Annotated in this window: 18 protein-coding genes and 2 tRNA genes; 12 read left to right on the top strand and 8 right to left on the bottom strand. The window is 30.5% G+C overall.

Annotation, left to right across the window (positions count from 1 at the left end; translation table 11 throughout):
* Position 1 precedes the first annotated feature (1 nt).
* Positions 2 to 913, bottom strand: a complete 912-nt coding sequence (locus BUC03_RS11540) for an AEC family transporter (RefSeq protein ID WP_073152087.1) — start codon at positions 911 to 913, stop codon at positions 2 to 4.
* 233 nt (positions 914 to 1,146) lie between these two features.
* Here BUC03_RS11540 and BUC03_RS11535 point away from each other — a divergent pair, with 233 nt between their 5' ends.
* From BUC03_RS11535 to BUC03_RS11515, 5 genes are all read left to right on the top strand, one after another.
* Positions 1,147 to 2,157 carry a LacI family DNA-binding transcriptional regulator gene (locus tag BUC03_RS11535; RefSeq protein ID WP_073152084.1) on the top strand — a complete coding sequence of 337 codons (1,011 nt, stop codon included), beginning with the start codon at positions 1,147 to 1,149 and terminating at the stop codon, positions 2,155 to 2,157.
* Positions 2,158 to 2,166: 9 nt separating this feature from the next.
* The gene (locus BUC03_RS11530; RefSeq protein WP_073152081.1) at positions 2,167 to 3,252 is read left to right on the top strand and encodes an acyl-CoA dehydrogenase family protein; all 1,086 of its coding nucleotides are present in this window, start codon (positions 2,167 to 2,169) and stop codon (positions 3,250 to 3,252) included.
* 27 nt (positions 3,253 to 3,279) lie between these two features.
* Entirely contained in the window at positions 3,280 to 4,110 is an 831-nt protein-coding gene (locus tag BUC03_RS11525) for a glycerophosphodiester phosphodiesterase family protein (RefSeq protein ID WP_073152078.1), read from the top strand.
* 269 nt (positions 4,111 to 4,379) lie between these two features.
* Positions 4,380 to 5,849, top strand: coding sequence for a sensor histidine kinase (locus BUC03_RS11520; protein WP_084112927.1), 1,470 nt, complete (start codon positions 4,380 to 4,382; stop codon positions 5,847 to 5,849).
* On the top strand, positions 5,849 to 6,244 hold the full coding sequence (locus BUC03_RS11515; RefSeq protein WP_073152075.1) for a response regulator: 396 nt from the start codon (positions 5,849 to 5,851) through the stop codon (positions 6,242 to 6,244). The genes BUC03_RS11520 and BUC03_RS11515 overlap by 1 nt, the downstream gene beginning before the upstream one ends.
* 709 nt (positions 6,245 to 6,953) lie before the next feature.
* Here the strand turns inward: BUC03_RS11515 and BUC03_RS11510 are convergent.
* The 3 genes from BUC03_RS11510 to mutS form a co-directional block, all read right to left on the bottom strand.
* Positions 6,954 to 7,037 (bottom strand) — tRNA-Leu (locus BUC03_RS11510).
* A gap of 39 nt (positions 7,038 to 7,076) precedes the next feature.
* Positions 7,077 to 7,149: transfer RNA gene (locus tag BUC03_RS11505), tRNA-Gly, on the bottom strand.
* A 91-nt stretch (positions 7,150 to 7,240) separates the two neighbouring features.
* Positions 7,241 to 9,832 carry a DNA mismatch repair protein MutS gene (mutS, locus tag BUC03_RS11500; RefSeq protein ID WP_073152317.1) on the bottom strand — a complete coding sequence of 864 codons (2,592 nt, stop codon included), beginning with the start codon at positions 9,830 to 9,832 and terminating at the stop codon, positions 7,241 to 7,243.
* Positions 9,833 to 10,005: 173 nt separating this feature from the next.
* Between mutS and BUC03_RS11495 the strand changes: the two genes are divergently transcribed.
* Together BUC03_RS11495 and BUC03_RS11490 are read left to right on the top strand one after the other, a co-directional pair.
* Entirely contained in the window at positions 10,006 to 11,025 is a 1,020-nt protein-coding gene (locus tag BUC03_RS11495) for an aldo/keto reductase (RefSeq protein ID WP_073152073.1), read from the top strand.
* A gap of 143 nt (positions 11,026 to 11,168) precedes the next feature.
* A complete protein-coding gene (locus BUC03_RS11490; RefSeq protein ID WP_073152070.1) occupies positions 11,169 to 11,705 on the top strand; it encodes a TrmH family RNA methyltransferase in 537 nt (178 codons plus the stop codon).
* 8 nt (positions 11,706 to 11,713) lie between these two features.
* Here BUC03_RS11490 and folK read toward each other — a convergent pair whose 3' ends face one another.
* Complete coding sequence (gene folK / locus BUC03_RS11485; protein WP_073152314.1) at positions 11,714 to 12,838, bottom strand: 2-amino-4-hydroxy-6-hydroxymethyldihydropteridine diphosphokinase; 1,125 nt, start codon at positions 12,836 to 12,838, stop codon at positions 11,714 to 11,716.
* 100 nt (positions 12,839 to 12,938) lie between these two features.
* Between folK and BUC03_RS11480 the strand changes: the two genes are divergently transcribed.
* The 4 genes from BUC03_RS11480 (at position 12,939) to rpsU (ending at position 17,519) form a co-directional block, all read left to right on the top strand.
* Positions 12,939 to 13,628 (top strand): queuosine precursor transporter, encoded by a 690-nt coding sequence (locus BUC03_RS11480; RefSeq protein WP_073152067.1) that lies wholly within the window; start codon positions 12,939 to 12,941, stop codon positions 13,626 to 13,628.
* 1 nt (position 13,629) lies between these two features.
* Positions 13,630 to 16,254 carry an AsmA family protein gene (locus tag BUC03_RS11475; RefSeq protein WP_073152065.1) on the top strand — a complete coding sequence of 875 codons (2,625 nt, stop codon included), beginning with the start codon at positions 13,630 to 13,632 and terminating at the stop codon, positions 16,252 to 16,254.
* A gap of 30 nt (positions 16,255 to 16,284) precedes the next feature.
* Positions 16,285 to 17,151, top strand: a complete 867-nt coding sequence (locus BUC03_RS11470) for a sigma-70 family RNA polymerase sigma factor (RefSeq protein ID WP_073152062.1) — start codon at positions 16,285 to 16,287, stop codon at positions 17,149 to 17,151.
* A gap of 173 nt (positions 17,152 to 17,324) precedes the next feature.
* A complete protein-coding gene (gene rpsU / locus BUC03_RS11465) occupies positions 17,325 to 17,519 on the top strand; it encodes a 30S ribosomal protein S21 (RefSeq protein ID WP_073152060.1) in 195 nt (64 codons plus the stop codon).
* 285 nt (positions 17,520 to 17,804) lie between these two features.
* Here rpsU and BUC03_RS11460 read toward each other — a convergent pair whose 3' ends face one another.
* Entirely contained in the window at positions 17,805 to 18,605 is an 801-nt protein-coding gene (locus BUC03_RS11460; protein ID WP_073152057.1) for a DUF2797 domain-containing protein, read from the bottom strand.
* A gap of 91 nt (positions 18,606 to 18,696) precedes the next feature.
* Here BUC03_RS11460 and BUC03_RS11455 point away from each other — a divergent pair, with 91 nt between their 5' ends.
* Positions 18,697 to 20,217 (top strand): GH3 auxin-responsive promoter family protein, encoded by a 1,521-nt coding sequence (locus BUC03_RS11455; RefSeq protein ID WP_073152054.1) that lies wholly within the window; start codon positions 18,697 to 18,699, stop codon positions 20,215 to 20,217.
* Positions 20,218 to 20,320: 103 nt separating this feature from the next.
* On the opposite strand, the gene BUC03_RS11450 is transcribed toward BUC03_RS11455, so the two are convergent.
* Positions 20,321 to 20,764 (bottom strand): GNAT family N-acetyltransferase, encoded by a 444-nt coding sequence (locus tag BUC03_RS11450; protein ID WP_073152051.1) that lies wholly within the window; start codon positions 20,762 to 20,764, stop codon positions 20,321 to 20,323.
* A gap of 25 nt (positions 20,765 to 20,789) precedes the next feature.
* Positions 20,790 to 22,079 (bottom strand): glutamate-1-semialdehyde 2,1-aminomutase, encoded by a 1,290-nt coding sequence (hemL, locus tag BUC03_RS11445; RefSeq protein ID WP_073152048.1) that lies wholly within the window; start codon positions 22,077 to 22,079, stop codon positions 20,790 to 20,792.
* Positions 22,080 to 22,081 lie beyond the last annotated feature (2 nt).

The raw sequence follows: 22,081 nt of genomic DNA, 5'->3' as shown, positions 1-22,081 counted from the left end.
TTTAAAAGAACATTGCTACTAACGGCACCACAATTAATGCTAACAACATAGAAAGCAAAACTAACAATGCAGATTGTTTCTCATTAGATTTTAAAAACGAAGCAAACACGGTTAAATTAGCTGCAATAGGAAAAAACGGTAGTATAATTAGCACTTTAGTTTCAGTTAAACTCAACCCGTTATAAAAAACTCTTTCAAGACCTAATAAAACAAGCATAATTAAAGCAGAAGCCACCATTCTTACTCCTAATATTTTTGCATAATACCCCCAATTTAAAGCTTTAAAATCTACTTGCTGAATATTAATACCGATAATTAACATACCAGCGACAGATACTATAAGTCCAAATACACTTACTACAGGTTTTAGTTCTTCTGGAGAGTGAAACCCAGAAACTTTTAAAACAATTGCTAAAACAAATACATATATAAAAGGTACTTTAAATATTTCTGTAATAGCACGTTTGGCACTATACCTTGTTCTTGCTACCTGAAAATAACCTATTACATTTCCATAAAGAGCTCCACCTAAATAAATACAAATTAGTATTGTAATAGCGTCTTTACCAAAAAGAGCATCAATTACTGGTATTCCAAAAAAAGCTAAATTGTAAAAAGAAAAAGCACTTTTTAATAAGCTTTTACTTTCATTTTTTGCAATTTTTTTGTGTACCCAAACTGCAGGTATTATCATACCTAGCGATAAAGCAAAAGATAAAATAGGTAAAATAGTTAAATTTTCTACAGAAGCTTCTAACACATGATTTATTACCAATACAGGCACAAAAAAATACAGTAAAGGTTTAGATACTATATTTTTAGGAATTATATTTTTCTTCGCTATAATGTAACCTATAGGAATACACAATAAAAAAGGAAATAAGGTTTTATATAAATTAATAAATACATCCATTTTTCAAACAATAATTACTTTTGAAATAATGAATGACGTATCATTTTTTCAAAACAAAGTTTTTAAAAAGCTTATTTTTTTGCGAAAGTAAATCAAATTCATCATACAAGAAATGTATTACGCTTATTTTATAACATTAATATTTCACTTAAATAACATATAAATCATATTATAAAAATTGATTTTAGTATTTTTGGAGATTAACTATTCTGGATTTAAAGTATTGATTAGCTATGAAGAAAAAAATAACCATCAAAGAAATTGCAAAAATTTTAATGGTCTCTGTATCTACCGTATCAAAAGCAATGAATGATAGTCCAGAAATTAGCGAAAAAACAAAAAAGAAAGTAAAAGAATTGGCTAAATTTTACGGGTATGTACCTAACCACATAGCAGTAAGTTTAAAAAATCAATCTACTTTTAATATTGGGGTTATTATTCCAGATATACAAAACTCTTTTTTAGCAGAAGTTTTAAAAAATATAGAAGTACACGCTAAAAAAAATGGGTACCGTATTATCACCTTTTTTACTGGTGAAAAACTAAAAGAAGAAAGAGAAAGCTTAAACATTTTATCTAATGGAATGGTAGAAGGTATTATTGTTTGCCCTTGTGAAGAAACTTTTGTAGAAAAAGAATTTAATCATTTTAAAAATATAGCAGAAACTACCCCTCTAGTAACTTTTGATAGAATTCATAAAGAATTAAATTTTAATTCTGTTTCTGTAGATGATGACCAAAGTATTTTAAAAGCTTGTGCTCACTTTCAATCTACACAAGCAAAAAATATATTATTTGTATCTTCTATTGGTTGGCTATCTGTAGGTAAAACCAGAAGAAGAACCTTTAATACTTTTATAGAAGGAGAAGCTTCTTTAAACGGAGAAACTATAGAAGAACACAATTTAGAAGAGCTTCGTAAAAAAATAGAAGACAGAATAACAGATACTTCTTTACCTAAAATAGACGCTATTTTAGGAGCAGATATTGAGTCTACTTTAATTTCTAACGCCTCTATAGCCAAAAATAATATTCCGTTAATAGATAGAATTTCACTTATTGGTTATGTAGATAAAAACCATAATGAGCTACAATACCCTAGAGTATCTTATATTAATCAGTTTCCAGAAAAAGTTGGAGAAAAAGCGGTAGAGTTACTAATTAAAAACTTAAAAGAAGAACAAAAAATTATTCAGCAAGAGGTTATTAAAACAGAAATTGTTGTAAAAGACACTTCTAAATAAATTTCTTTTATGTGGAAAAATGCCATCGCCGCCATTAAAAACAATGACAAAGATTGGATTTTTAAACACCAGAGTGAATTCTCTAAATTCTTTATAAGCGAAAATGTAAAACCAACAGGTAAACTTTCTACAGAAGCGCTTCAAGCACATTACCAAGAAAAATTATTCAAGCTTTTTTTACCTGAAAACTATAACGGCCTAGCTTTACCTTTAACTAAAGGAGCTAAAATTATAGAAAATGCCTCAATATTAGATTCTAATTGGGGTTGGCTGTTGGGTATTGGGGTTGGCGGTGCTTATTTTGCTGATTATTGCGAACCAAAAACAGCTCAAAAATTTTTCTCTCCTCCAGAAGCTCTTGTCGCAGGTAGCGGTAAACCTACTTCTTCTATAGAAAAACAAGGTTCAAATTTTTTGATTAGCGGAGAATGGAATTATTGTAGTGGCTCAGAACAAGCTTCACTATTTACCGCTGTAGTACAAAAAAACAATAAAATTACTGCCTTTATACTCCCTACCAAATTAGGCAAAATTAAAAAAGATTGGAATGCTATTGGCTTACCATTAACCTGTAGCCACACTATTGTTGCTAAAAAAGCCATTATCCCTAATCATTATTTTTTTGATTTAGAGAAAGCTCCAAGACAAAATAAGTATCCTATTTCTTCTTACTCGTTTTTAGCATTTGCAATGGCTTGTTTTGCTCCAGTAATTAGTGGTATAACACAAGGTTTATGTGCTGAAATTGAAAAATTTATCGCTCAAAAAAAAGATACTTGGCAAAAACACCAACCACAACGCTATAGTTATTTAGTAGAAAAAATGGACACCTTTCAGCAAAAACAAGCGGAGTTAATATTACATTTTTACACCAACTTAGATAAAAGTTGGAAAAACCATCTTAATAACAAAGAAAATAACGAAGAAGAAGTAATTAATTCTGGTAGAGCTTTGGCAGATTTCAATTATTCTGAAGTGGGTAAAATAATTCCTCAATTAGGCATGCAGGTTTTACATAAAACTAATATTATTCAACAGAAATATCAAGATTTACAAACCGCATATCAACACATGATTTTTAGAAATTATTTATAATTATATTTCATCTATAAAAAAATAAATATGAAAATTCAAGTTCAAGGTCACCGTGGAGATAGAGGTAATTTTCCTGAAAATAGTATTCCTGCTTTTTTAAGTGCTTTAAAAAAAGGAGTAGATGTTCTAGAAATGGATGTGGTTATTTCTCAAGATAATAAGGTAGTAGTATCTCACGAGCCTTTTATGTCTTCTTTATATATGCTTCAGCCCAACGGGAAAGAAATTACCAAAGAAGAAGAACTGTCTTTTAATTTATATAAAATGCCTTATCATTTAATAAAGCAATTTGATAGCGGCTCTAAAGGCAACCCTAATTTTCTTCAGCAAAAAAAAATAAAAACATACAAACCATTACTTTCTGAAGTTTTAGATACTGTAGAAGATTTTTTAAAAGAAGAAAAAATAGATTCTATTCAATATAATATTGAAATTAAATCTGAAGCAATAGAATATCACAAATCTCAACCTGCACCAGAAGAATTTGTTACATTAGTTACAGAAGTGATAGAACAAAAGAAACTCACTAACCGAGTGATTTTACAATCTTTTGATCCTGCAATATTAGAAATATTACATAAAAAGTATCCTGCAATACAACTATCTTATTTAGTAGAAGAAAAATCTTTAGAAGAGAACTTAAATTTATTAAGTTTTACTCCAAATATTTTTAGTCCGTTTTACAAAATGATTTTAAATGAAGAATATGTAAATCAGGTTAAAAAGTTAAATATGAAACTTATTCCTTGGACGGTAAACCAACCAGAAGCTATAAAAGAAATGATAAAATTTCAAGTAGATGGTATAATTACAGATTACCCGGAGCGAGTGATAGAACAATTATCTACAAACAAATAACATTTTATTAAATTCGCTTCATCTTACCATTTTAATGATTCGTCGACACTTTAAAACTTAATATCGATTTAAAGTTACCACGAGCTATTCTAAAGTTAAATTCACATAAATTTAATACCATTTATTATGCTACTAAATGCTTTAGAATATTTTATTATGTTTGTAATTGTAATTATGCCAATTGCCTTAAAAACATCTGATTAAAAAAGTTGTTTTTAAAATAAAACTATGGCTGTATTCTTCTCGTAGTTATAATAAAACACCCCACCATGCCTTATCTTCAAGATTACAAAAATCTTCTTCAGAAAACAGCTATTCACACCAAAATGGGTAGTTGGGAGTTAAACATTGCTAATAATACTGTCTATTGGAGTGATGTTACCAAAAAAATTCATGAAGTAGACCAAAACTATACCTGCGATGTAAATGAAGCTATCAATTTTTATAAAGACCCTTATTCTAGAGAGCTAATAACTCACAGCCTTAACGAAGCCATTGAGAAAAAAATAAATTTTGATGTAAAGTTGAAAATAACCACAGCAACCAATAAAACTAAATGGGTAAGAGCTATTGGTATTCCTGTATTTGAGAAAGACAAATGTACATCTGTATACGGTTTATTTCAAGATATTGATGACACAGAAATTAAACAACAAGAATTAGATAAGCAAATTCAAATCACTAACGATATATTTTTAAATACAAGTATTGGTATTGTTATTTGTGAATTGGACGGAAAAATTATAAAGGTTAATAAAGGATTAGCAAAAACATTGGGTTACACCATTAGTGAATTAAAAAACCTAACTTTTAAAGATTTTACTCACCCAGATGATTTACAAACTTCTATTAAAGGTATGCAAAAGCTTATTTTAGGAGAAGTTAAAAGTTTTTCTACTGAAAAAAGATATATTAAAAAAAATGGAGAAACTGCTTATGCTTTTCTTGTATTAAGCTCAATTCTAGATAGAAATAAGCAACCTATACAACTTCTAGGTCAAGTAATAGATTTAACCGATCAATATAAAAGTAAACAAGAGTTAACCTCTTACCTCAATATTACAAAAGATCAAAATCAACGTCTTTTAAACTTTGCTCACATAGTATCGCATAACCTTAAAAGCCATTCTGGTAACTTAAAAATGTTACTAGAACTAATAAATATTGAGTATCCGGAGTTGAATGAAAATGAATTAATACCTCTATTTTCTCAAGCCGTAGATAGTCTATCTGATACGGTTAAGCATTTAAATGAAGTAGTTATGGTACATACTTCAGACAAGAAAAGCTTTCAATCTCTTAATTTATATAAGTATATATCTAAAACTATAGAAAGCTTATCAGCCTTAATTAAACTTGAAGATGTTGGAATGCATTTAGAAGTAGATATGAATTTAAACATAAAGGCTATTCCTGCATATTTAGAAAGTGTTTTGCTTAACTTACTTTCTAATGCTATCAAATATAAATCACCTAACAGAAAATTAATCATTCAAATTTTAACATTTATAGATGACGAATTTGTAACTTTACAAGTAATAGATAACGGACTTGGTATTGACTTAAACAAGCATAGATCTAAAATCTTTGGAATGTATAAAACATTTCATAATCATAAAGAATCACGAGGTATTGGCTTATTTATCACAAAAAATCAAATTGAAGCCATGGGTGGTTCTATTGATGTACAGAGTGAAGTTAACAAAGGTTCTAAGTTTATAATAAAATTTAAAAAATAGTGGCAGAAAAAATTAAATTAGCTTGTATTATTGATGACGATCCAATCTTTGTATTTGGCACAAAAAAAATGATGCAATACACAGGTTTTTGTGATACATTTTTAATATTTAAAAACGGAAAAGAAGCTTTAGATCATTTAAGTGTAATCTTAATAGAAAAAAAACCAATTCCAGATATTATATTTCTAGATATTAATATGCCTGTAATGGACGGATGGCAGTTTTTAGAAGAAATCACTAAAATAGATATTTCTGAAACTTTAAAAATATTTTTAGTTACTTCTTCAGAGACACAAGAAGATAGAGATAAAGCTAAAAAGTTTTCTGCAATAAAAAATTACGTAGTTAAACCCATTACTTTAGAGAGTTTACAAGAATTATTACCTACAATTTAGTTAACAAAACCAAATTTAAAGCAAAAAGCCAACTCTCTAGAGTTGGCTTTTTGCTTTATACCTCACTCCTATAGCTAACTTGAAATCAGTATTTTAACAATTAATCAAATTACTTTTTAGCCAGATTATCAAAAAAGTGAAAAATATTTAATGAGTGTAAATTAGCGAAGCCAACGAAAGCTTCTTACCTCTAGAAATAGATATAACCAACTATGCCAAAGTAAAGATAGATACTATTCAAATTGCCTTACAGAAAAATCAACCTTTAGCGACTTCACAAGGTTTTAAAATGAAAAACTGAAATAGAAAATTTAATTACATGCAAAAGAAATAGTATTTTAATGAAGAGACTTCATCTTTTATTTCCCCTAATCAAGTGTTGAAAATTGAAATATATCAGAATACATAAACCTAAGGGCTGGTTACTATTAATACACCCCGATATTTTTGTAGAACACCCATTTAGCTAAAACCATGAAAAAGTATCAGGTTTTTTGATTACGTTGTAAATGAAGCTTTATTTCTTTCTGAATAAGAAAAGTAAAATGTAAAGCAATTGCTCTTAGAAAACTATGCAATTAATTAAATATTTTTCCCTGTACTCTTAAAATTTATAGAAATAAAAAATGTTTTTAGATTTAAAAACAGAATTACCGTAACCTATACAAAATAAAAAACCCTCAAAATCAAAAGATTAAGAGGGTTCTTGTACTCGGGACGGGACTTGAACCCGTACGAACTAATGTTCATTGGATTTTAAGTCCAACGTGTCTACCAATTCCACCACCCGAGCCTATATATTTTCATAAGATATTTAGACTTGTCTACTCAGAGCGAAAAACGGGATTCGAACCCGCGACCTCCACCTTGGCAAGGTGGCGCTCTACCAGCTGAGCTATTTTCGCGTTAAGTTTATGTTTAAGAACGTTTGTACTCAAATGCGGTTGCAAATGTATTCTTTTTCTACCTACCACACAACTTTTTTTGAAAAAAAATTTACTTTTTTTTCACTTCTTCTTTTGCAGGCATTAGCATACGCTTTATTTCATTTAGCTTCATTAAAGCCTCAACTGGCGTAAGTATATCTATATCAGTTAATAATATTTCTTGTTTTATTTCTTCTAACAACGGATCGTCTAATTTAAAAAAACTTAGTTGTGGCTCTTCTTCTGTGGCTTGTTTTAATTTTCCGCTCAATTCTTCGCTTCCGTGAGACTTTTCTAGCTTTTTAAGTATTTTGTTGGCTCGGTGCAAAACTTGCTGTGGCATACCTGCCATTTTAGCTACATGAATACCAAAACTATGTTCGCTTCCTCCAGGCACCAGTTTACGCAGAAATAGTACATTATCTTTCAGCTCTTTTACAGATACGTTGTAATTTTTAATACGTTTAAATGTTTGCGTCATCTCATTTAACTCATGGTAATGTGTAGCAAAGAGAGTTTTGGGTTTTGCAGGATGCTCGTGTAAGTACTCACTAATTGCCCAAGCTATAGAAATACCATCATAGGTGCTGGTACCTCTACCTATTTCATCTAACAAAACCAAACTACGATCTGATATGTTATTCAAAATGTTGGCAGTTTCATTCATTTCTACCATAAAGGTAGACTCCCCCATACTAATGTTATCGCTAGCTCCTACTCTAGTAAAAATTTTATCTACTAAACCTATTTCTGCAGATTTTGCAGGCACAAAACTTCCCATTTGTGCTAAAAGTACAATTAGAGCTGTTTGTCTTAAAATAGCAGATTTACCACTCATATTTGGCCCAGTAATCATTACTATTTGCTGCTCGTCTCTATCTAATTGTATCGTATTTGTGATATAAGCCTCTCCAACTGGTAATTGCTTTTCTATAACAGGGTGTCTTCCATCTTGTATATCTAAATGGTAACCATCTGTAATTATTGGCTTACTGTAATTTTCTTGTAATGCTAATTGAGCAAATGCGCATAAACAATCTAGCCTACCAATTAGGTTAGCATTTTGTTGTACAGATTTTATATAATCGTTAATCCAAATAATTAATTTCTGAAAAATCTCTTGCTCTAAAACATGTATCTTTTCTTCTGCTCCTAAAATTTTAGCTTCATATTCTTTTAACTCTTCTGTAATATAGCGCTCTGCATTTACTAGGGTTTGTTTACGTATCCAGCTTTCTGGCACTTTGCTTTTATGAGAGTTTCTTACCTCTATATAATAACCAAACACATTATTACTAGCTATTTTTAAACTTGTAATGCCAGTAGCTTCTACTTCTCGTTCCAGCATTTTATCTAGGTAATCTTTTCCTGAGAATGCAATTTTTCTTAACTCATCTAGTTCTTCAGAAAAACCTGTAGCAATAGCATTTCCTTTCACAATATTTACAGGAGCTTCTTCTGCTAAACATTCTGATATTTTTTGACGAAGCAAATCACAACCGTGTAAATTTTCACCTAATACTTTTAAGGGATCATTATTAGATTTTGAAATCTCTTTTTTTATAGGAATAATAGCTTCTAAAGAATTTTTTAACTGAACAACCTCTCTTGGGTTAATTTTTTGTGTCGCTACTTTAGAGATAAGTCGCTCTAAGTCTCCTATTTTTTCTATTTGTTGCTGTACTTTTTGTTGAAGCGAATGATTATTTAAAAAATAACTTACCACTTCATGACGCTTGGCTATCTTCTCTGTATTTTTTAATGGTAAAGCCAACCAACGTTTTAACATTCTTCCTCCCATAGGAGAAATAGTTTTATCTATTACATCTAATAAAGTAACTGCATTTTGAGCATTTGCATGATACAACTCTAAATTACGTATAGTAAACCTATCCATCCACACATATTCTTCTTCTGCAATTCTAGAAATAGAAGTTATATGTTTTAGCTGGTGGTGTTGGGTTTCTCCTAAATAATAAAGAATTGCCCCAGAGGCTATCACGCCTTCTTCTAAGTGGTCTACACCAAAACCTTTTAAAGAGCTTACAGAAAAATGTTCTTGTAAAGTTTCAAAAGCATAATCTGGTTTAAAAACCCAATCTTCTAAATAAAACGTATGGTAATCTTGACCTAATTGCTCTGCAAATTGTTTTTTAAATTTCTTCGGAATTAAAACCTCACTCGGATTAAAATTTTGCAATAATTTATCTAAATACTCTACATCTCCCTGTGCGGTTAAAAACTCTCCGGTAGACACATCTAAAAAAGAAATACCATTCATTTTTTTACCAAAATGAATAGCACACAAAAAGTTATTTGTTTTACTCTGCAAAACTTCATCGTTAAGCGCTACTCCTGGTGTAACCAACTCTGTTACCCCACGCTTTACAATAGTTTTAGTTTGTTTTGGGTCTTCTAACTGATCACAAATAGCCACTCTTTCTCCTGCTTTTACCAACTTAGGTAAATACGTATTTAAAGAATGATGAGGAAAACCTGCCAACTCTTTACGCTCCCCACCGTTATTACGTTGGGTAAGCACTATATTCAAAATTTTTGCCGTTTTTACAGCATCTTCTCCAAAGGTTTCATAAAAATCTCCTACTCTAAATAACAATAATGCATCTGGGTACTTCACTTTTATTGTGTTGTACTGTTTCATTAACGGAGTAACTTTTGCGGCTTTTTTTGCAGACAATTTGATAGGTTTTAGATAAAGGTAAAAATAATAATTCTGCTTATTTTGATAAACACAACTGCAAAAACTTATGGAAACTTCTTAACATCTTAAAACTATTACTTCAAAATAATTATTTTTGCGCAAACCTTTTTTTTATGAAATACAATCTATTAGGTAAAACAGGTCTTTGGGTTTCTGAGATCTGCCTAGGAACAATGACATTTGGTACCAAAGGAAAATTTGCAGCGGTTGGCGGTGTAGACCAAAAAGGCGCCGATGAGTTAGTAACACAAGCTATTGATGCTGGTGTAAACTTTATTGATACTGCTAATATTTACTCTGAAGGGATTTCTGAAGAAATGACAGGAAAAGCTATCAAACACTTAGGTATTTCTAGAGACGAGTTGGTACTAGCTACTAAAGTAAGAGGCTCTATGGGAGATAAACCCAACCAAAAGGGACTTAGCCGCAAACACATTATGGATCAAGTAGAGGCTAGCCTAAAAAGATTAGGTACAGATTACATAGATTTATATCAAATTCACTCTAACGATCCGCTTACACCTATTGATGAAACTCTAAGAACTTTAGATGATTTAGTAAGAAGTGGAAAAGTAAGGTATATTGGTGCAAGTAATGTTGCTGCCTGGCAACTAATGAAATCTTTAGATTATAGCTATTACAATAATTTAGAGCGTTTTAATTCTCTACAAGCATATTACACTCTTGCAGGAAGAGATTTAGAAAGAGAAATTATACCATTATTACAAGACCAACAAGTTGGTTTAATGGTTTGGAGCCCTTTAGCAGGAGGCTTATTAACTGGTAAATACGACAGAGATAACAAGAAAAAATCTGGAGGCAGAAGAGATAATTTTGATTTTCCTCCGGTTAACCAAGACAGAGCATTTAATATTTTAGATGTATTAAGACCAATGGCTAAAGAAAATGGAGTTTCTATAGCACAATTATCTATTGCTTGGTTATTAAAACAAAAAGCTGTTTCTACAGTAATTGTAGGTGCTAAAAAACCGCACCAACTACAAGAAAACTTAAATGCATCTATTATTGAGTTTTCTAAAGAAGACTTAGTTAAATTAGATAAAGTAAGTAAATTAGAAAGAGAATATCCAGGTTGGATGCTAGACCGCACTAAAGTAGACAGAGAATTATAATCACAAAAAAGGTCTAAAAGACAAGAAACGAAGTTTTTTTATAGACCTAATCTAGATGACAATTTCATTTTTAATTCGACTATAAAAATCTTTAAATGCAGCTTTCATTGGGCTGCATTTTCTTTTTTGATACTTTTGCAACTATGGAAAATAGAAAATTAAAAAACAGCGAACTAGACCGTAAATCTGTAGAAGAATTTAAAACGGCAGAGAAAACTCCACTAATAATAATTTTAGATAATATTAGAAGTCTAAACAATATTGGTTCTGTTTTTAGAACTGCAGATGCTTTTTTAATTGAAAAAATATTTCTTTGCGGTATTACCGCTACCCCTCCACACAAAGACATCCATAAAACCGCTTTAGGAGCTACAGACACTGTTAATTGGGAGTATGCAGAAAACACGCTTACTGTGGTAAAAAAACTACAACAAGAAAAAGTAGAAATTTTAGCTATTGAGCAGGCAGAAAACTCGGTGATGTTAAATAATTTTGTTCCGCAGAAAAGCACTACATATGCTATTGTTCTTGGTAATGAAGTAAAAGGTGTACAGCAAGAAGTAGTTTCTACTAGCAATCAAGTAATAGAAATTCCGCAATATGGTAGCAAGCATTCTTTAAACATTTCTGTAAGTACAGGAGTTGTGGTTTGGGATATTTTTGCTAAAATGAAGAAATAATACTTACTCTAGCTGTTATTAATTGCTTCTAGTACTTGTAAATAATCTTCTCTATAGTTTACAAAATCAAGTTCAGAAATATCAATAACTTTCACATTTAAGTGATGCTGATTTTTAATAAACTCTAAATACCCTCTATTAATATTTTCTAAGTAATCTGCAGGAATTTCTTGTTCGTAATTTCTGCCTCGCTTTTTAATATTTTCTAATAATCGCTCGGTATTTTGGTAGAGGTACACATATAAATCTGGCTTAGCCAAATCTTTATACATAATACTAAATAGCTTTTTATAAAGATTATATTCTTCTTCTTGCAAAGTAACTTTTGCAAAAATTAGCGATTTATAAACATCATAATCTGCCACCATAAAATCGCTAAACAAATCGTATTGAGAGATATCGTCTAATAATTGCTGATAACGATCTGCCAAAAAAGACATCTCTAAAGGGAAAGCGTATCTTGTTTGATCTTTATAAAATTTAGGAAGAAAGGGATTGTCTTTAAAACGCTCTGTTATTAATTTAGCTTTAAAATCTTCAGAAATCATAGTAGCCAAACTTGTTTTACCAGCACCAATATTCCCCTCTATTGCTAAATACTTAAAATTTTTAAAATTGAATTTTGGAGTTTCTAGTAAATCACTTACCGCTGTTATTTTAGAAGCATCTGTAGTTTCTTCAGCTAAAACTTGAATTGTTTTTTTTAATACAGGGTGTAAAAATTCTGCTGCAATATCTCTTAAAGGGTACAATACAAATTTACGCTCTGCAATACGCGGGTGTGGTAAAATTAATTGTTGTGAAGTTAAAATCTCGTCGCCATAAAAAAGAAGATCAATATCTATTAACCTATTTTCATAACCAAATTTTGTTTTTTTTGCTCTACCTAATAATTCTTCTATCAACAATAGCTTAGAAAGTACTGCTTCAGGAGAAAATCTAGTTTCTATCACTAAACAAGCATTGTAAAAATCTTCACCCTCAAAACCCCAAGCTGGAGTTTTATAAATTGGTGAAATTTGCACAATACCTCCTACTTTTTTAAAAATATGGTTAACCGCATTTTGCAGGTTTTGTAGTTTATCGCCCTGATTACTCCCTAGGGCTAAATATGCTAGAGTAGATTTTTTCAAAAAATTAACAAATAAAGTTTCAGAATTTTTGAACAAATTAAGTAAAAGAAAAGCAGATAGACTTATTTTTGTGTAAAAGAGTATTAACAAATTTTCTATATTGAAATCTAATCAAAAATTATTAGCCTATAAGATTTACTTAATATTGGCTTCTTTATTTATCACCTCATTGGTAGTCTCTAATCTAATATTTCAAAAGTTTTTCTATTGGGATTTTTTTGATTTATATAGATTTGAAATTTCTGTAGGAATATTACCATACCCTATTACCTTTTTAATCACAGATTTAATTAGTGAAATTTATGGTAAAAAGAAAGCTAACCAAATTGTCACCACAGGTATCTTCGCTTCTTTATTTTCACTAATAATTATCTACATTTCTAGCTACGTGCCTGCTATAGAAAACTCTCCCATTAATGACGCATTATTCATAAAAGTTTTCGGAAATACTGCCATTGCAGTTTTTGCTTCAATGATGGCATACTTATTGGCGCAATATATTGACATTCAGATTTATCATTTCTGGAAAAAGTTAACAAAAGGCAAACACCTATGGTTACGTAATAATTTTTCTACATTTTTATCACAGTTTGTAGATACTTTTAGTGTATTGTTTTTATTGTGCAGCTTTAATATTTTAAAATGGGAAATTTTTGGTAGTTTGCTACTAAGTGGTTTTTTATTTAAAATTATGATAGCTGTAATAGACACACCTTTACTATATTTAGGTGTGCATTTAATGAGAAAAAAATTTAACCTCCAGCAAGCAGAAGAATTAATTTTAGATTAGTATGAAAAAGTTTTTCAAAATATTAGGTATCACCCTTTTAGTATTAGTAATAATTATTATTGCAGCTCCTTTTTTATTTAAAGGTCCAATTGAAAGAGCAGTAAAAAAATCTATTAACCAAAATATTAACGCAACAGTAGAATGGGAAGACCTAGACCTTAGTTTAATTAGTAGTTTTCCAGATGCCGAACTAAAACTTAAAAATCTTAGCGTAATTAACAAAGCTCCTTTTGAAGGAGACACTCTTGCTACTACAGAAGAATTAGGTTTAAGTCTAGGGATCCCTCAACTTTTTAAAGGCGACTCTTACAGCATTAATGAGTTAAGTGTACAAAAAGCATATATTAATGTAAAAGTAGACTCTTTAGGAAATGCAAATTATGATATTGCTAAAGAAACTGCTACTACAGAAGAAACCAATACTACAGAAGAAGAAACAGAAAGTGCTTTATCTCTTGACATTCAACATTACGAAATCAATGATTCTAAGATTAACTACTTAGATGAAAGCACTAAAACATTTTTAAGAATAACAGACTTCACTCATTACGGAAATGGAGACTTTACAGCAGATAAAACTACGCTAGAAACAAATACAGAAGCAATAATTTCTTTTGAATTAGATGGCGTAAACTACTTAAACAATAACAGTTTAAAGCTAGATGCTGATTTTGAAATGGATTTAGCTAACCAAAAATATACTTTTTTAGATAATAAGTTATTAGTAAACCAACTACCATTAATTTTTGATGGTTATGTAAAAATTAATGAAACCAATCAAGAAGTAGATATTACATTTAATACACCTTCTTCAGATTTTAAAAACTTTTTAGCCATAGTACCAGAAACCTACGCTAAAAATCTTGACGGCGTTGAAACCAGCGGAGATTTTGAAATTAAAGGTCTTGTAAAAGGTATTGTAGATGAAGAACATATACCTACTTTAGATATATCTGTTTTAAGTAACAATGCTTCTTTTAAATATCCAGATTTACCTAAAAAAGTAGAAAATATAAGTATTGACGCGTCTCTAAAAAATGAAACAGGATTATTAGCAGACACTTATTTAAATTTGAATAAATTAAATTTTAAAATAGATCAAGACACGTTTGCAGCTAACGGAAGTTTTAAAAACGTCACAGAAAACATGCTAGTTAATCTTACCGCAAATGGTAGATTAAACCTTGCTAATTTAGAGCAAGCCTATCCGTTAGAATTAGATATGGATCTTAACGGAATATTGAATGCTAATTTTACTACCAATTTTGATATGAATTCTATAGAAAAAGAACAATATCAAAATGTAAAAAGTAGCGGTAGCGCAAGTATTTCTAATTTTAAATACAATTCACCAGAAATTCCTAACGAGGTTAACATCTCTAAAGCTAGCTTAAACTTTAATACAACTAAAGTAACCCTAGAAGAGATGCAAGTTCAGTCTGGGCAAACAGATGCTAATCTTACAGGTACTTTAGATAATTTTATGGGTTATTTCTTTTCAGACCAAGTACTAAAAGGAAGATTTAACGTAAAATCTAACACATTTGCCGTAAGTGATTTTATGGTGGCAGAAACCGTAGAAGTAACTGCAGAAGAAAATACTTCTTCAGAAAAAACAGTAACCACTACTACTGGAGAAGAAGCCATAAAAATACCTTCATTTTTAGATGCGCGTTTAGATTTCACTGCTAATAAAATTTTATACGACAACCTTACACTAACCAATGCTAAAGGAGCGTTAATCATAAAAGATGAAACTGCTACTCTAGAAAACATAACCTCAGATATATTTGGAGGTAATATAGGGATAAATGGAAGCGTATCTACAAAAGCAGAAACTCCTGTTTTTGATATGAAACTAAATTTAAACAGAATAGATATAGTAGAATCTTTTAAAGACTTAGAGTTACTTCAAAATTTAGCTCCATTAGCCAAAGCCTTACAAGGGTTATTAACTACCAACTTAACATTAAAAGGGCAATTAAATGACGATTTAACTCCAATTATGAACTCTCTTGGCGGAACCGCATTTGCAGAAATTTTAAACGCAAAAGTAACCACAACAGAAACCCCTTTACTTTCTAAGCTAGATGGTCAATTAAATTTCATAGATTTGAACAATCTAAATATAAAAGACTTAGCTACTAATTTAAAGTTTAATAACGGACAAATAGAAGTCTCTCCATTTAGCTTTAATATTAAAGATATTGCAATAACTGCAGGGGGTTCACACGGATTTGACAACAACATGAACTACAGCTTAGACTTAGACATACCTGCTAAATATTTAGGATCTGAATTGAGTAGCGGACTAGCAAATTTAACTCAAACTAATTTAGAAAGCACAAAAGTTGAGCTTCCTATCGGATTAAGCGGTACATTTGCAAGCCCAAATATTCAATTGAATATGAAAAATGCTATTTCAGATTTGAGTAAACAGATTATAGAAACTCAAAAAGATAAAGCAAAAGAAGAGGTAAAAGATAAAATAAAAGATTTACTGAGTGGCGGCAGTGACAGTAGCACTGCACAAGACTCTACTAATACAGAAGAGCCAAAAACAAAAGAAGAACAAATTAAAGATGCTGCAAGCGATGTTCTAAATGGGTTATTTGGCAAGAAATAGAAAGAATTAATAATGAAGAAAAAAAAGTAAATGAGACAGCTAAAAATAACCAAACAAGTTACCAATAGAGAATCTGTCTCTTTAGACAAGTATCTACAAGATATTAGTAAAGAAGAGTTAATTACAGCAGATGAAGAAGTAGAACTTGCACAACGAATAAGACAAGGAGACCAAATAGCACTAGAAAAACTTACCAAAGCAAATTTACGTTTTGTAGTTTCTGTGGCTAAGCAATACCAAAACCAAGGTTTAAAATTACCAGATTTAATTAATGAAGGTAATGTTGGTTTAGTAAAAGCAGCTAAACGTTTTGATGAAACTCGTGGTTTTAAATTTATTTCTTATGCCGTTTGGTGGATTAGACAATCTATCTTACAAGCATTAGCAGAACAGTCTAGAATTGTACGTTTACCTCTAAACAAAATTGGTAGCATTAGTAAAATTAATAAAGCTTTTGCTACTTTAGAACAAACTTACCAAAGACCTCCTACTCCAGAAGAACTTTCTGCAGAGTTAGATATGACGGTAACAGAAGTAAAGCAATCTCTAAAAAATTCTGGTAAGCACCTATCTATGGATGCGCCATTAAAAGAAGGAGAAAATAGCTCTAACCTATATGATGTAGTAAAATCTGGAGAATCACCAAACCCAGATGACAATTTAATATTAGAGTCTTTAAACACAGAAATTAATAGAGCTTTAGACACTTTAAACACTAGAGAAGCAGATGTTTTAAAACTTTTTTACGGTCTTAATGGAGAGCGCCCAATGAGCTTAGAAGAAATTGGAAGCACTTTTGGATTAACAAGAGAAAGAGTTAGACAAATTCGTGAAAAAGGAATTAGAAAACTTAGAAGTAGCTCGAAAAACAAGGTCTTGAAGAACTATCTAGGTTAAATTTCAAGAAAAACTTTTAAATTCTGTTATTTTCTACAAGTTATTTTATAAATTTGCAAACTGAATTTATAAATGTACCTGAGATTAACTCAGAATCATTTTATTTAGACTTAAAAATATTTCAGTTTTTTCTAGAAAGGTTCTAGAAAAAATAATCCTTTAAATACGTATTAATGCTTATTATAAAAGTAAAAGACGGAGAAAAAATAGAACGTGCTCTAAAAAGATTAAAGAGAAAATATAGAGACACTAAAACATTACAGAAGCTAAGAGACAACAAGCACTTTACTAAGCCTTCTGTTGCAAGAAGAAAGCAAATTCAAAAAGCTACTTATATCCAGTCTTTAAGAGAGAAAGAAGATATATAAGCCACAAATATCTTTTATCATTTTAAGATTTCTGTATAAATGATAAGTCTTTATAAACACGTTAAGTGTATATAGAGATAGAAGAACATACCCTAAAATAGATTTTAGGAATTCATAAATAAAAACCGGAACATCCAAAAATAAACTTGGTTATGTTCCGGTTTTTAGTGCTTATATCAAGCTAAATATTTTTTTGAATTTTTAATTTTCTATGAAATAAAAAAAATACACTTTTTAATTGATATAAAAGTGTACTTTTTTATTTATCTAAAGTATAATTTGAAATTAATTAGCTAGTATTTCTAAGTTTACTTTATAACCTTCATTACTACGTACGTTAAAAACTGTATTGTCTTCAAAAATTAAATACTGGCCTTTTATACCTTTTAAAACCGCTTTAAAGTCTGGAGTTTTATCTAAATTAAGGCTTTTAAGCTTAGTAGGGTATGCTAAAACAGGAAAGTTTATTTCTGTTTCTTTATTAGAGGCTAAAAAATATTGCTGTACTTCTTCTGGTAAATACTGTTTTAACTCATCACGCTTCTCTTCAAGATTTATATCTTCAATTTCATTTTTCAACATGGTACGCCAATTAGTTTTGTCAGATATGTAAGGCTTTAAAGCAACCTCTGCAATACCAGCTAAATAACGATTTGGTACTTCTACAATTTCTATAGCCTCGTGCGCACCTTGATCTATCCAACGCGTTGGCACTTGGGTTTTTCTTGTAACTCCTACTTTTACATTGCTAGAGTTTGCTAAATAAACAATGTGTGGTTGTAGCTGCACTCTTTTTTCATATTCTAAATCTCGATCTTCTTCATCTAAATGAGCCTTACTTAATTCAGGTTTCATAATCCAATCTCCAGCTAATGGAGTTTCATAAAAACAATCGTAACAAAAACCTTGTCTATAAATCTTCTTGTCTTTACCACAATTTAAACATTGGTACCCAATAAAAGTGATGCTTATCTCTTTATCTAATAATTGATTCATATGAATAAAATCATCTTCAAAATCCATAAAATACTGAACTTGAGAAGATAATTCTGTCTTCATTTTTTTTAGCACACCTTTAAATAGCATAATTGTATAATTTTTAATTGAAAGCCTTTGAAGAGCCTAAAATAATCTTATTTTTATAGTTAGACAATTAGGTTTAAATATACTCGATTAAATGCCAATTCCTATCGTAAATTCTATTGCTACTTGGTTTCTTAAGAAGCGTATTCATCAAATGGAACTTTTTATTAAGTACCCGCAAGAAGTACAAACAGAACTTCTACATCATCTAATTGAAAAAGCAAAATATACAGAAATAGGAAAAAAATACGGCTTTAGCTCTATTAAAAATTACAAAGATTTTGCAGAGCAAGTACCTATACAAAGTTATGAAGATGTAGAACCTTTAATTGAAAGAGCTCGTTTAGGAGAAGAAAATATTTTTTGGCCAACTCCCATAAAATGGTTTGCTAAATCTAGCGGTACTACTAATGCTAAAAGCAAATTTATACCTGTAAGTCCAGAGTCTTTAGAAGATTGCCATTATGCCGCTAGTAAAGATTTACTTTGTTTATACTTAAATAATAACGAAAACTCACAATTATTTACTGGTAAAAGTTTGCGCTTAGGAGGCAGTAAAGAACTTTACCGAGAAAACGGAACTGTTTTTGGAGATTTATCTGCCATCTTAATAGACAACATGCCTTTTTGGGCTACTTACAGTAGTACGCCAAATAACGAAATTTCTTTAATGAGTGATTTTGAAAAGAAAATGCAAGCGGTAGTAGATTTTACAATTAAAGAAAATGTTACCAGTATTGCAGGTGTACCTTCTTGGATGTTAGTTTTACTTAATAATGTGATGGAAACTACCCAAAAGAAAAGCTTAACAGAAGTTTGGCCAGACTTAGAAGTGTATTTTCACGGAGGGGTAAGTTTTGAGCCTTATAAAGAGCAATACAAAAAAATAATTCCGCATAGTAAATTTAAATACTATGAAATTTATAATGCTTCAGAAGGATTTTTTGCGGTGCAAGACCAAAACTATAGTAATGAGTTGTTACTAATGCTTGATTACGGAATTTTCTATGAGTTTATTCCTATGGATTCTTATGGTAGTCACGAAGAAAAAATAATTCCGCTAAGTGAAGTAGAAATGGGTAAAAACTATGCTGTAGTAATTACTACTAACGCAGGTTTATGGCGTTACAAAATTGGCGATACTATTAGATTTACCTCTCTAAGTCCATTCAGAATTAAAGTAACAGGGCGTACCAAACATCATATTAATGTTTTTGGAGAAGAATTAATTATTGAAAATGCAGAAGAAGCTTTGAAAAAAGTATCTAAACTCACCGATTGTGAAATAGTAGATTATACTGCTGGACCAATTTTTATGGATGGTAATACCAAAGGGGCTCACGAGTGGATTATAGAGTTTAAAACTCCGCCAGAAAACCTAAACCACTTTGAAAAGTCTTTAGATCAAATATTACAAACTTTAAACAGTGATTACGAAGCTAAAAGACATAACAATACTACTTTAAACCTACTAAAAGTGAATCAAGCAAAGTCTGGTTTGTTTTACCAATGGTCTAAAAAACACGATAAATTAGGCGGTCAACATAAAATACCTAGACTTTCTAACAAAAGAACTTATCTGGAAGAATTGTTAGAAATTAATAATAGTTTATAATTAAAATACTTCCTATAAACACTAAAAACCCATCTTATTTTAAATTAATACAGATGGGTTTTTAGTAAGTAAATTATTTTAATAACGTTAAGATTAATAAAATCTATTTTTTTAAGTTTTTACAAAAATGAAAACCTAAAACAGAATAATTATTAGTGTAATAAAATTTATGAGAACGCTTATTCTCTAGATATGTATTTAACTCTACAGAATTACATTCATTCTTTATTGCCCATTCTTCTATTTTTTCAAAAAAATACTTTCCGTAGCCTTTAGATTGAATATCTTGATCTATAATTACATTATCTACCTCTAATTGTTTACCAGAATAAAACCTAATAGTAATCCATCCGCTAGAAAGCCCTACCAATTTTCCTTGTTTTTTTAAGCCAAAGCAGTGGTAGGTAGAAAATTGAAACATTTGCTTTAAATAATCTTCTATTTCTATTTTAGATAATTTCGGATTTAATTGATGCCCTAAGGGTACAATTTTAGAAATATCTGAGGAGTTTAATACGCAAAACTCTAATGTAGAATCTATACTCATAACTAAATAAAAAACAAACTAATCGCTAAAAATTTTTATAAGTCACTTTATCTACCGCTTGAATAGTAGCATCTAGATCTGCAGTTGAAAGTGCTTCAGAAATAAACCAAGTTTCAAAGGAACTAGGAGCAATGTACACTCCATTATCTAACATCCCGTGGAAAAACTTTTTAAATCTATCATTATTCCCTAGAGCAGCAGACTCAAAATCTATTACAGGTTCTTTAGCAAAATGCACCGAAATCATAGATCCTATTTGATTAATGGTATAATCTATTTTATTTCTATTCAACACATTACTAATTCCATCACGTAAATACGTTGTTTTAGTATTAATGCTATTAAAAATTTCACGTTTTTCATTCAACTCTGTAAGCATTGCCAAACCGGCTGCCATTGCTAAAGGATTACCACTTAAAGTTCCCGCTTGATAAACAGGTCCGTTTGGTGCTAAATAATCCATAATTTCATTACGTGCAGCAAAAGCCCCTACAGGTAAACCGCCGCCTATAACTTTGCCAAAGGTCACAATATCTGCATTTACGCCTAATAATTCTTGTGCGCCACCAGCAGCCAGACGAAAACCAGTCATTACCTCATCAAAAATTAAGAGAATTTCATTTTCATCACAAAGTTTACGTAAACCTTCTAAAAAGCCTTCTTGTGGAGGAATACATCCCATATTACCTGCAACAGGCTCTAAAATAATACAAGCTATTTCATTTTTATTAGAAGCTATTAGCTCTTCTACAGAAAGTAAATTATTGTATTGAGCTAGTAAAGTATCTTGCGCAGTACCTTTAGTAACTCCAGGGCTATTAGGGGTACCAAAAGTTACAGCACCACTACCTGCTTGTATTAAAAATGAGTCACTATGTCCGTGATAACAACCTGCAAATTTTATTATTTTATCTTTTCCGGTAAAACCTCTAGCTAAACGCACAGCACTCATACAAGCTTCTGTACCACTGTTTACCATTCTTATTTTATCTATGTTTGGCACCATAGAGATTGCTAGTTTTGCAATTTCTGTCTCTATTTCTGTTGGTGTGCCAAAAGAAGTCCCTTTTTTAGTTTTCTCTATAACCGCATTAATTACAGGCTCGTGAGCGTGCCCTAAAATCATAGGTCCCCAAGAGTTTATGTAATCTATCAACTTATTTCCATCTTCATCATACAAATACGCTCCTTTCGCTTCTTTAATAAAAATAGGATCTCCACCTACTGCATTAAATGCTCTAACAGGAGAGTTTACTCCCCCAGGAATATATTTTTTTGCCTCCTTAAAAAGTTGACTACTTCTTTCATAAATCATAA

Source organism: Mesonia phycicola (assembly GCF_900141885.1).
Lineage (GTDB): Bacteria > Bacteroidota > Bacteroidia > Flavobacteriales > Flavobacteriaceae > Mesonia > Mesonia phycicola.
Note: the sequence above shows the minus strand (reverse complement) of the source record. Positions and strands in the feature narration are given on the sequence as shown.

What these genes read in the sequence shown, in the direction of transcription:
- BUC03_RS11540 (WP_073152087.1), bottom strand. Translation starts at nt 913, where the DNA reads ATGGATGTATTTATTAATTTATATAAAACCTTATTTCCTTTTTTATTG.
- BUC03_RS11535 (WP_073152084.1), top strand. Translation starts at nt 1,147, where the DNA reads ATGAAGAAAAAAATAACCATCAAAGAAATTGCAAAAATTTTAATGGTC.
- BUC03_RS11530 (WP_073152081.1), top strand. Translation starts at nt 2,167, where the DNA reads ATGTGGAAAAATGCCATCGCCGCCATTAAAAACAATGACAAAGATTGG.
- BUC03_RS11525 (WP_073152078.1), top strand. Translation starts at nt 3,280, where the DNA reads ATGAAAATTCAAGTTCAAGGTCACCGTGGAGATAGAGGTAATTTTCCT.
- BUC03_RS11520 (WP_084112927.1), top strand. Translation starts at nt 4,380, where the DNA reads ATGCCTTATCTTCAAGATTACAAAAATCTTCTTCAGAAAACAGCTATT.
- mutS (WP_073152317.1), bottom strand. Translation starts at nt 9,832, where the DNA reads ATGAAACAGTACAACACAATAAAAGTGAAGTACCCAGATGCATTATTG.
- BUC03_RS11495 (WP_073152073.1), top strand. Translation starts at nt 10,006, where the DNA reads ATGAAATACAATCTATTAGGTAAAACAGGTCTTTGGGTTTCTGAGATC.
- BUC03_RS11490 (WP_073152070.1), top strand. Translation starts at nt 11,169, where the DNA reads ATGGAAAATAGAAAATTAAAAAACAGCGAACTAGACCGTAAATCTGTA.
- BUC03_RS11475 (WP_073152065.1), top strand. Translation starts at nt 13,630, where the DNA reads ATGAAAAAGTTTTTCAAAATATTAGGTATCACCCTTTTAGTATTAGTA.
- BUC03_RS11470 (WP_073152062.1), top strand. Translation starts at nt 16,285, where the DNA reads ATGAGACAGCTAAAAATAACCAAACAAGTTACCAATAGAGAATCTGTC.
- rpsU (WP_073152060.1), top strand. Translation starts at nt 17,325, where the DNA reads ATGCTTATTATAAAAGTAAAAGACGGAGAAAAAATAGAACGTGCTCTA.
- BUC03_RS11460 (WP_073152057.1), bottom strand. Translation starts at nt 18,605, where the DNA reads ATGCTATTTAAAGGTGTGCTAAAAAAAATGAAGACAGAATTATCTTCT.
- BUC03_RS11455 (WP_073152054.1), top strand. Translation starts at nt 18,697, where the DNA reads ATGCCAATTCCTATCGTAAATTCTATTGCTACTTGGTTTCTTAAGAAG.
- BUC03_RS11450 (WP_073152051.1), bottom strand. Translation starts at nt 20,764, where the DNA reads ATGAGTATAGATTCTACATTAGAGTTTTGCGTATTAAACTCCTCAGAT.
- hemL (WP_073152048.1), bottom strand. Translation starts at nt 22,079, where the DNA reads ATGATTTATGAAAGAAGTAGTCAACTTTTTAAGGAGGCAAAAAAATAT.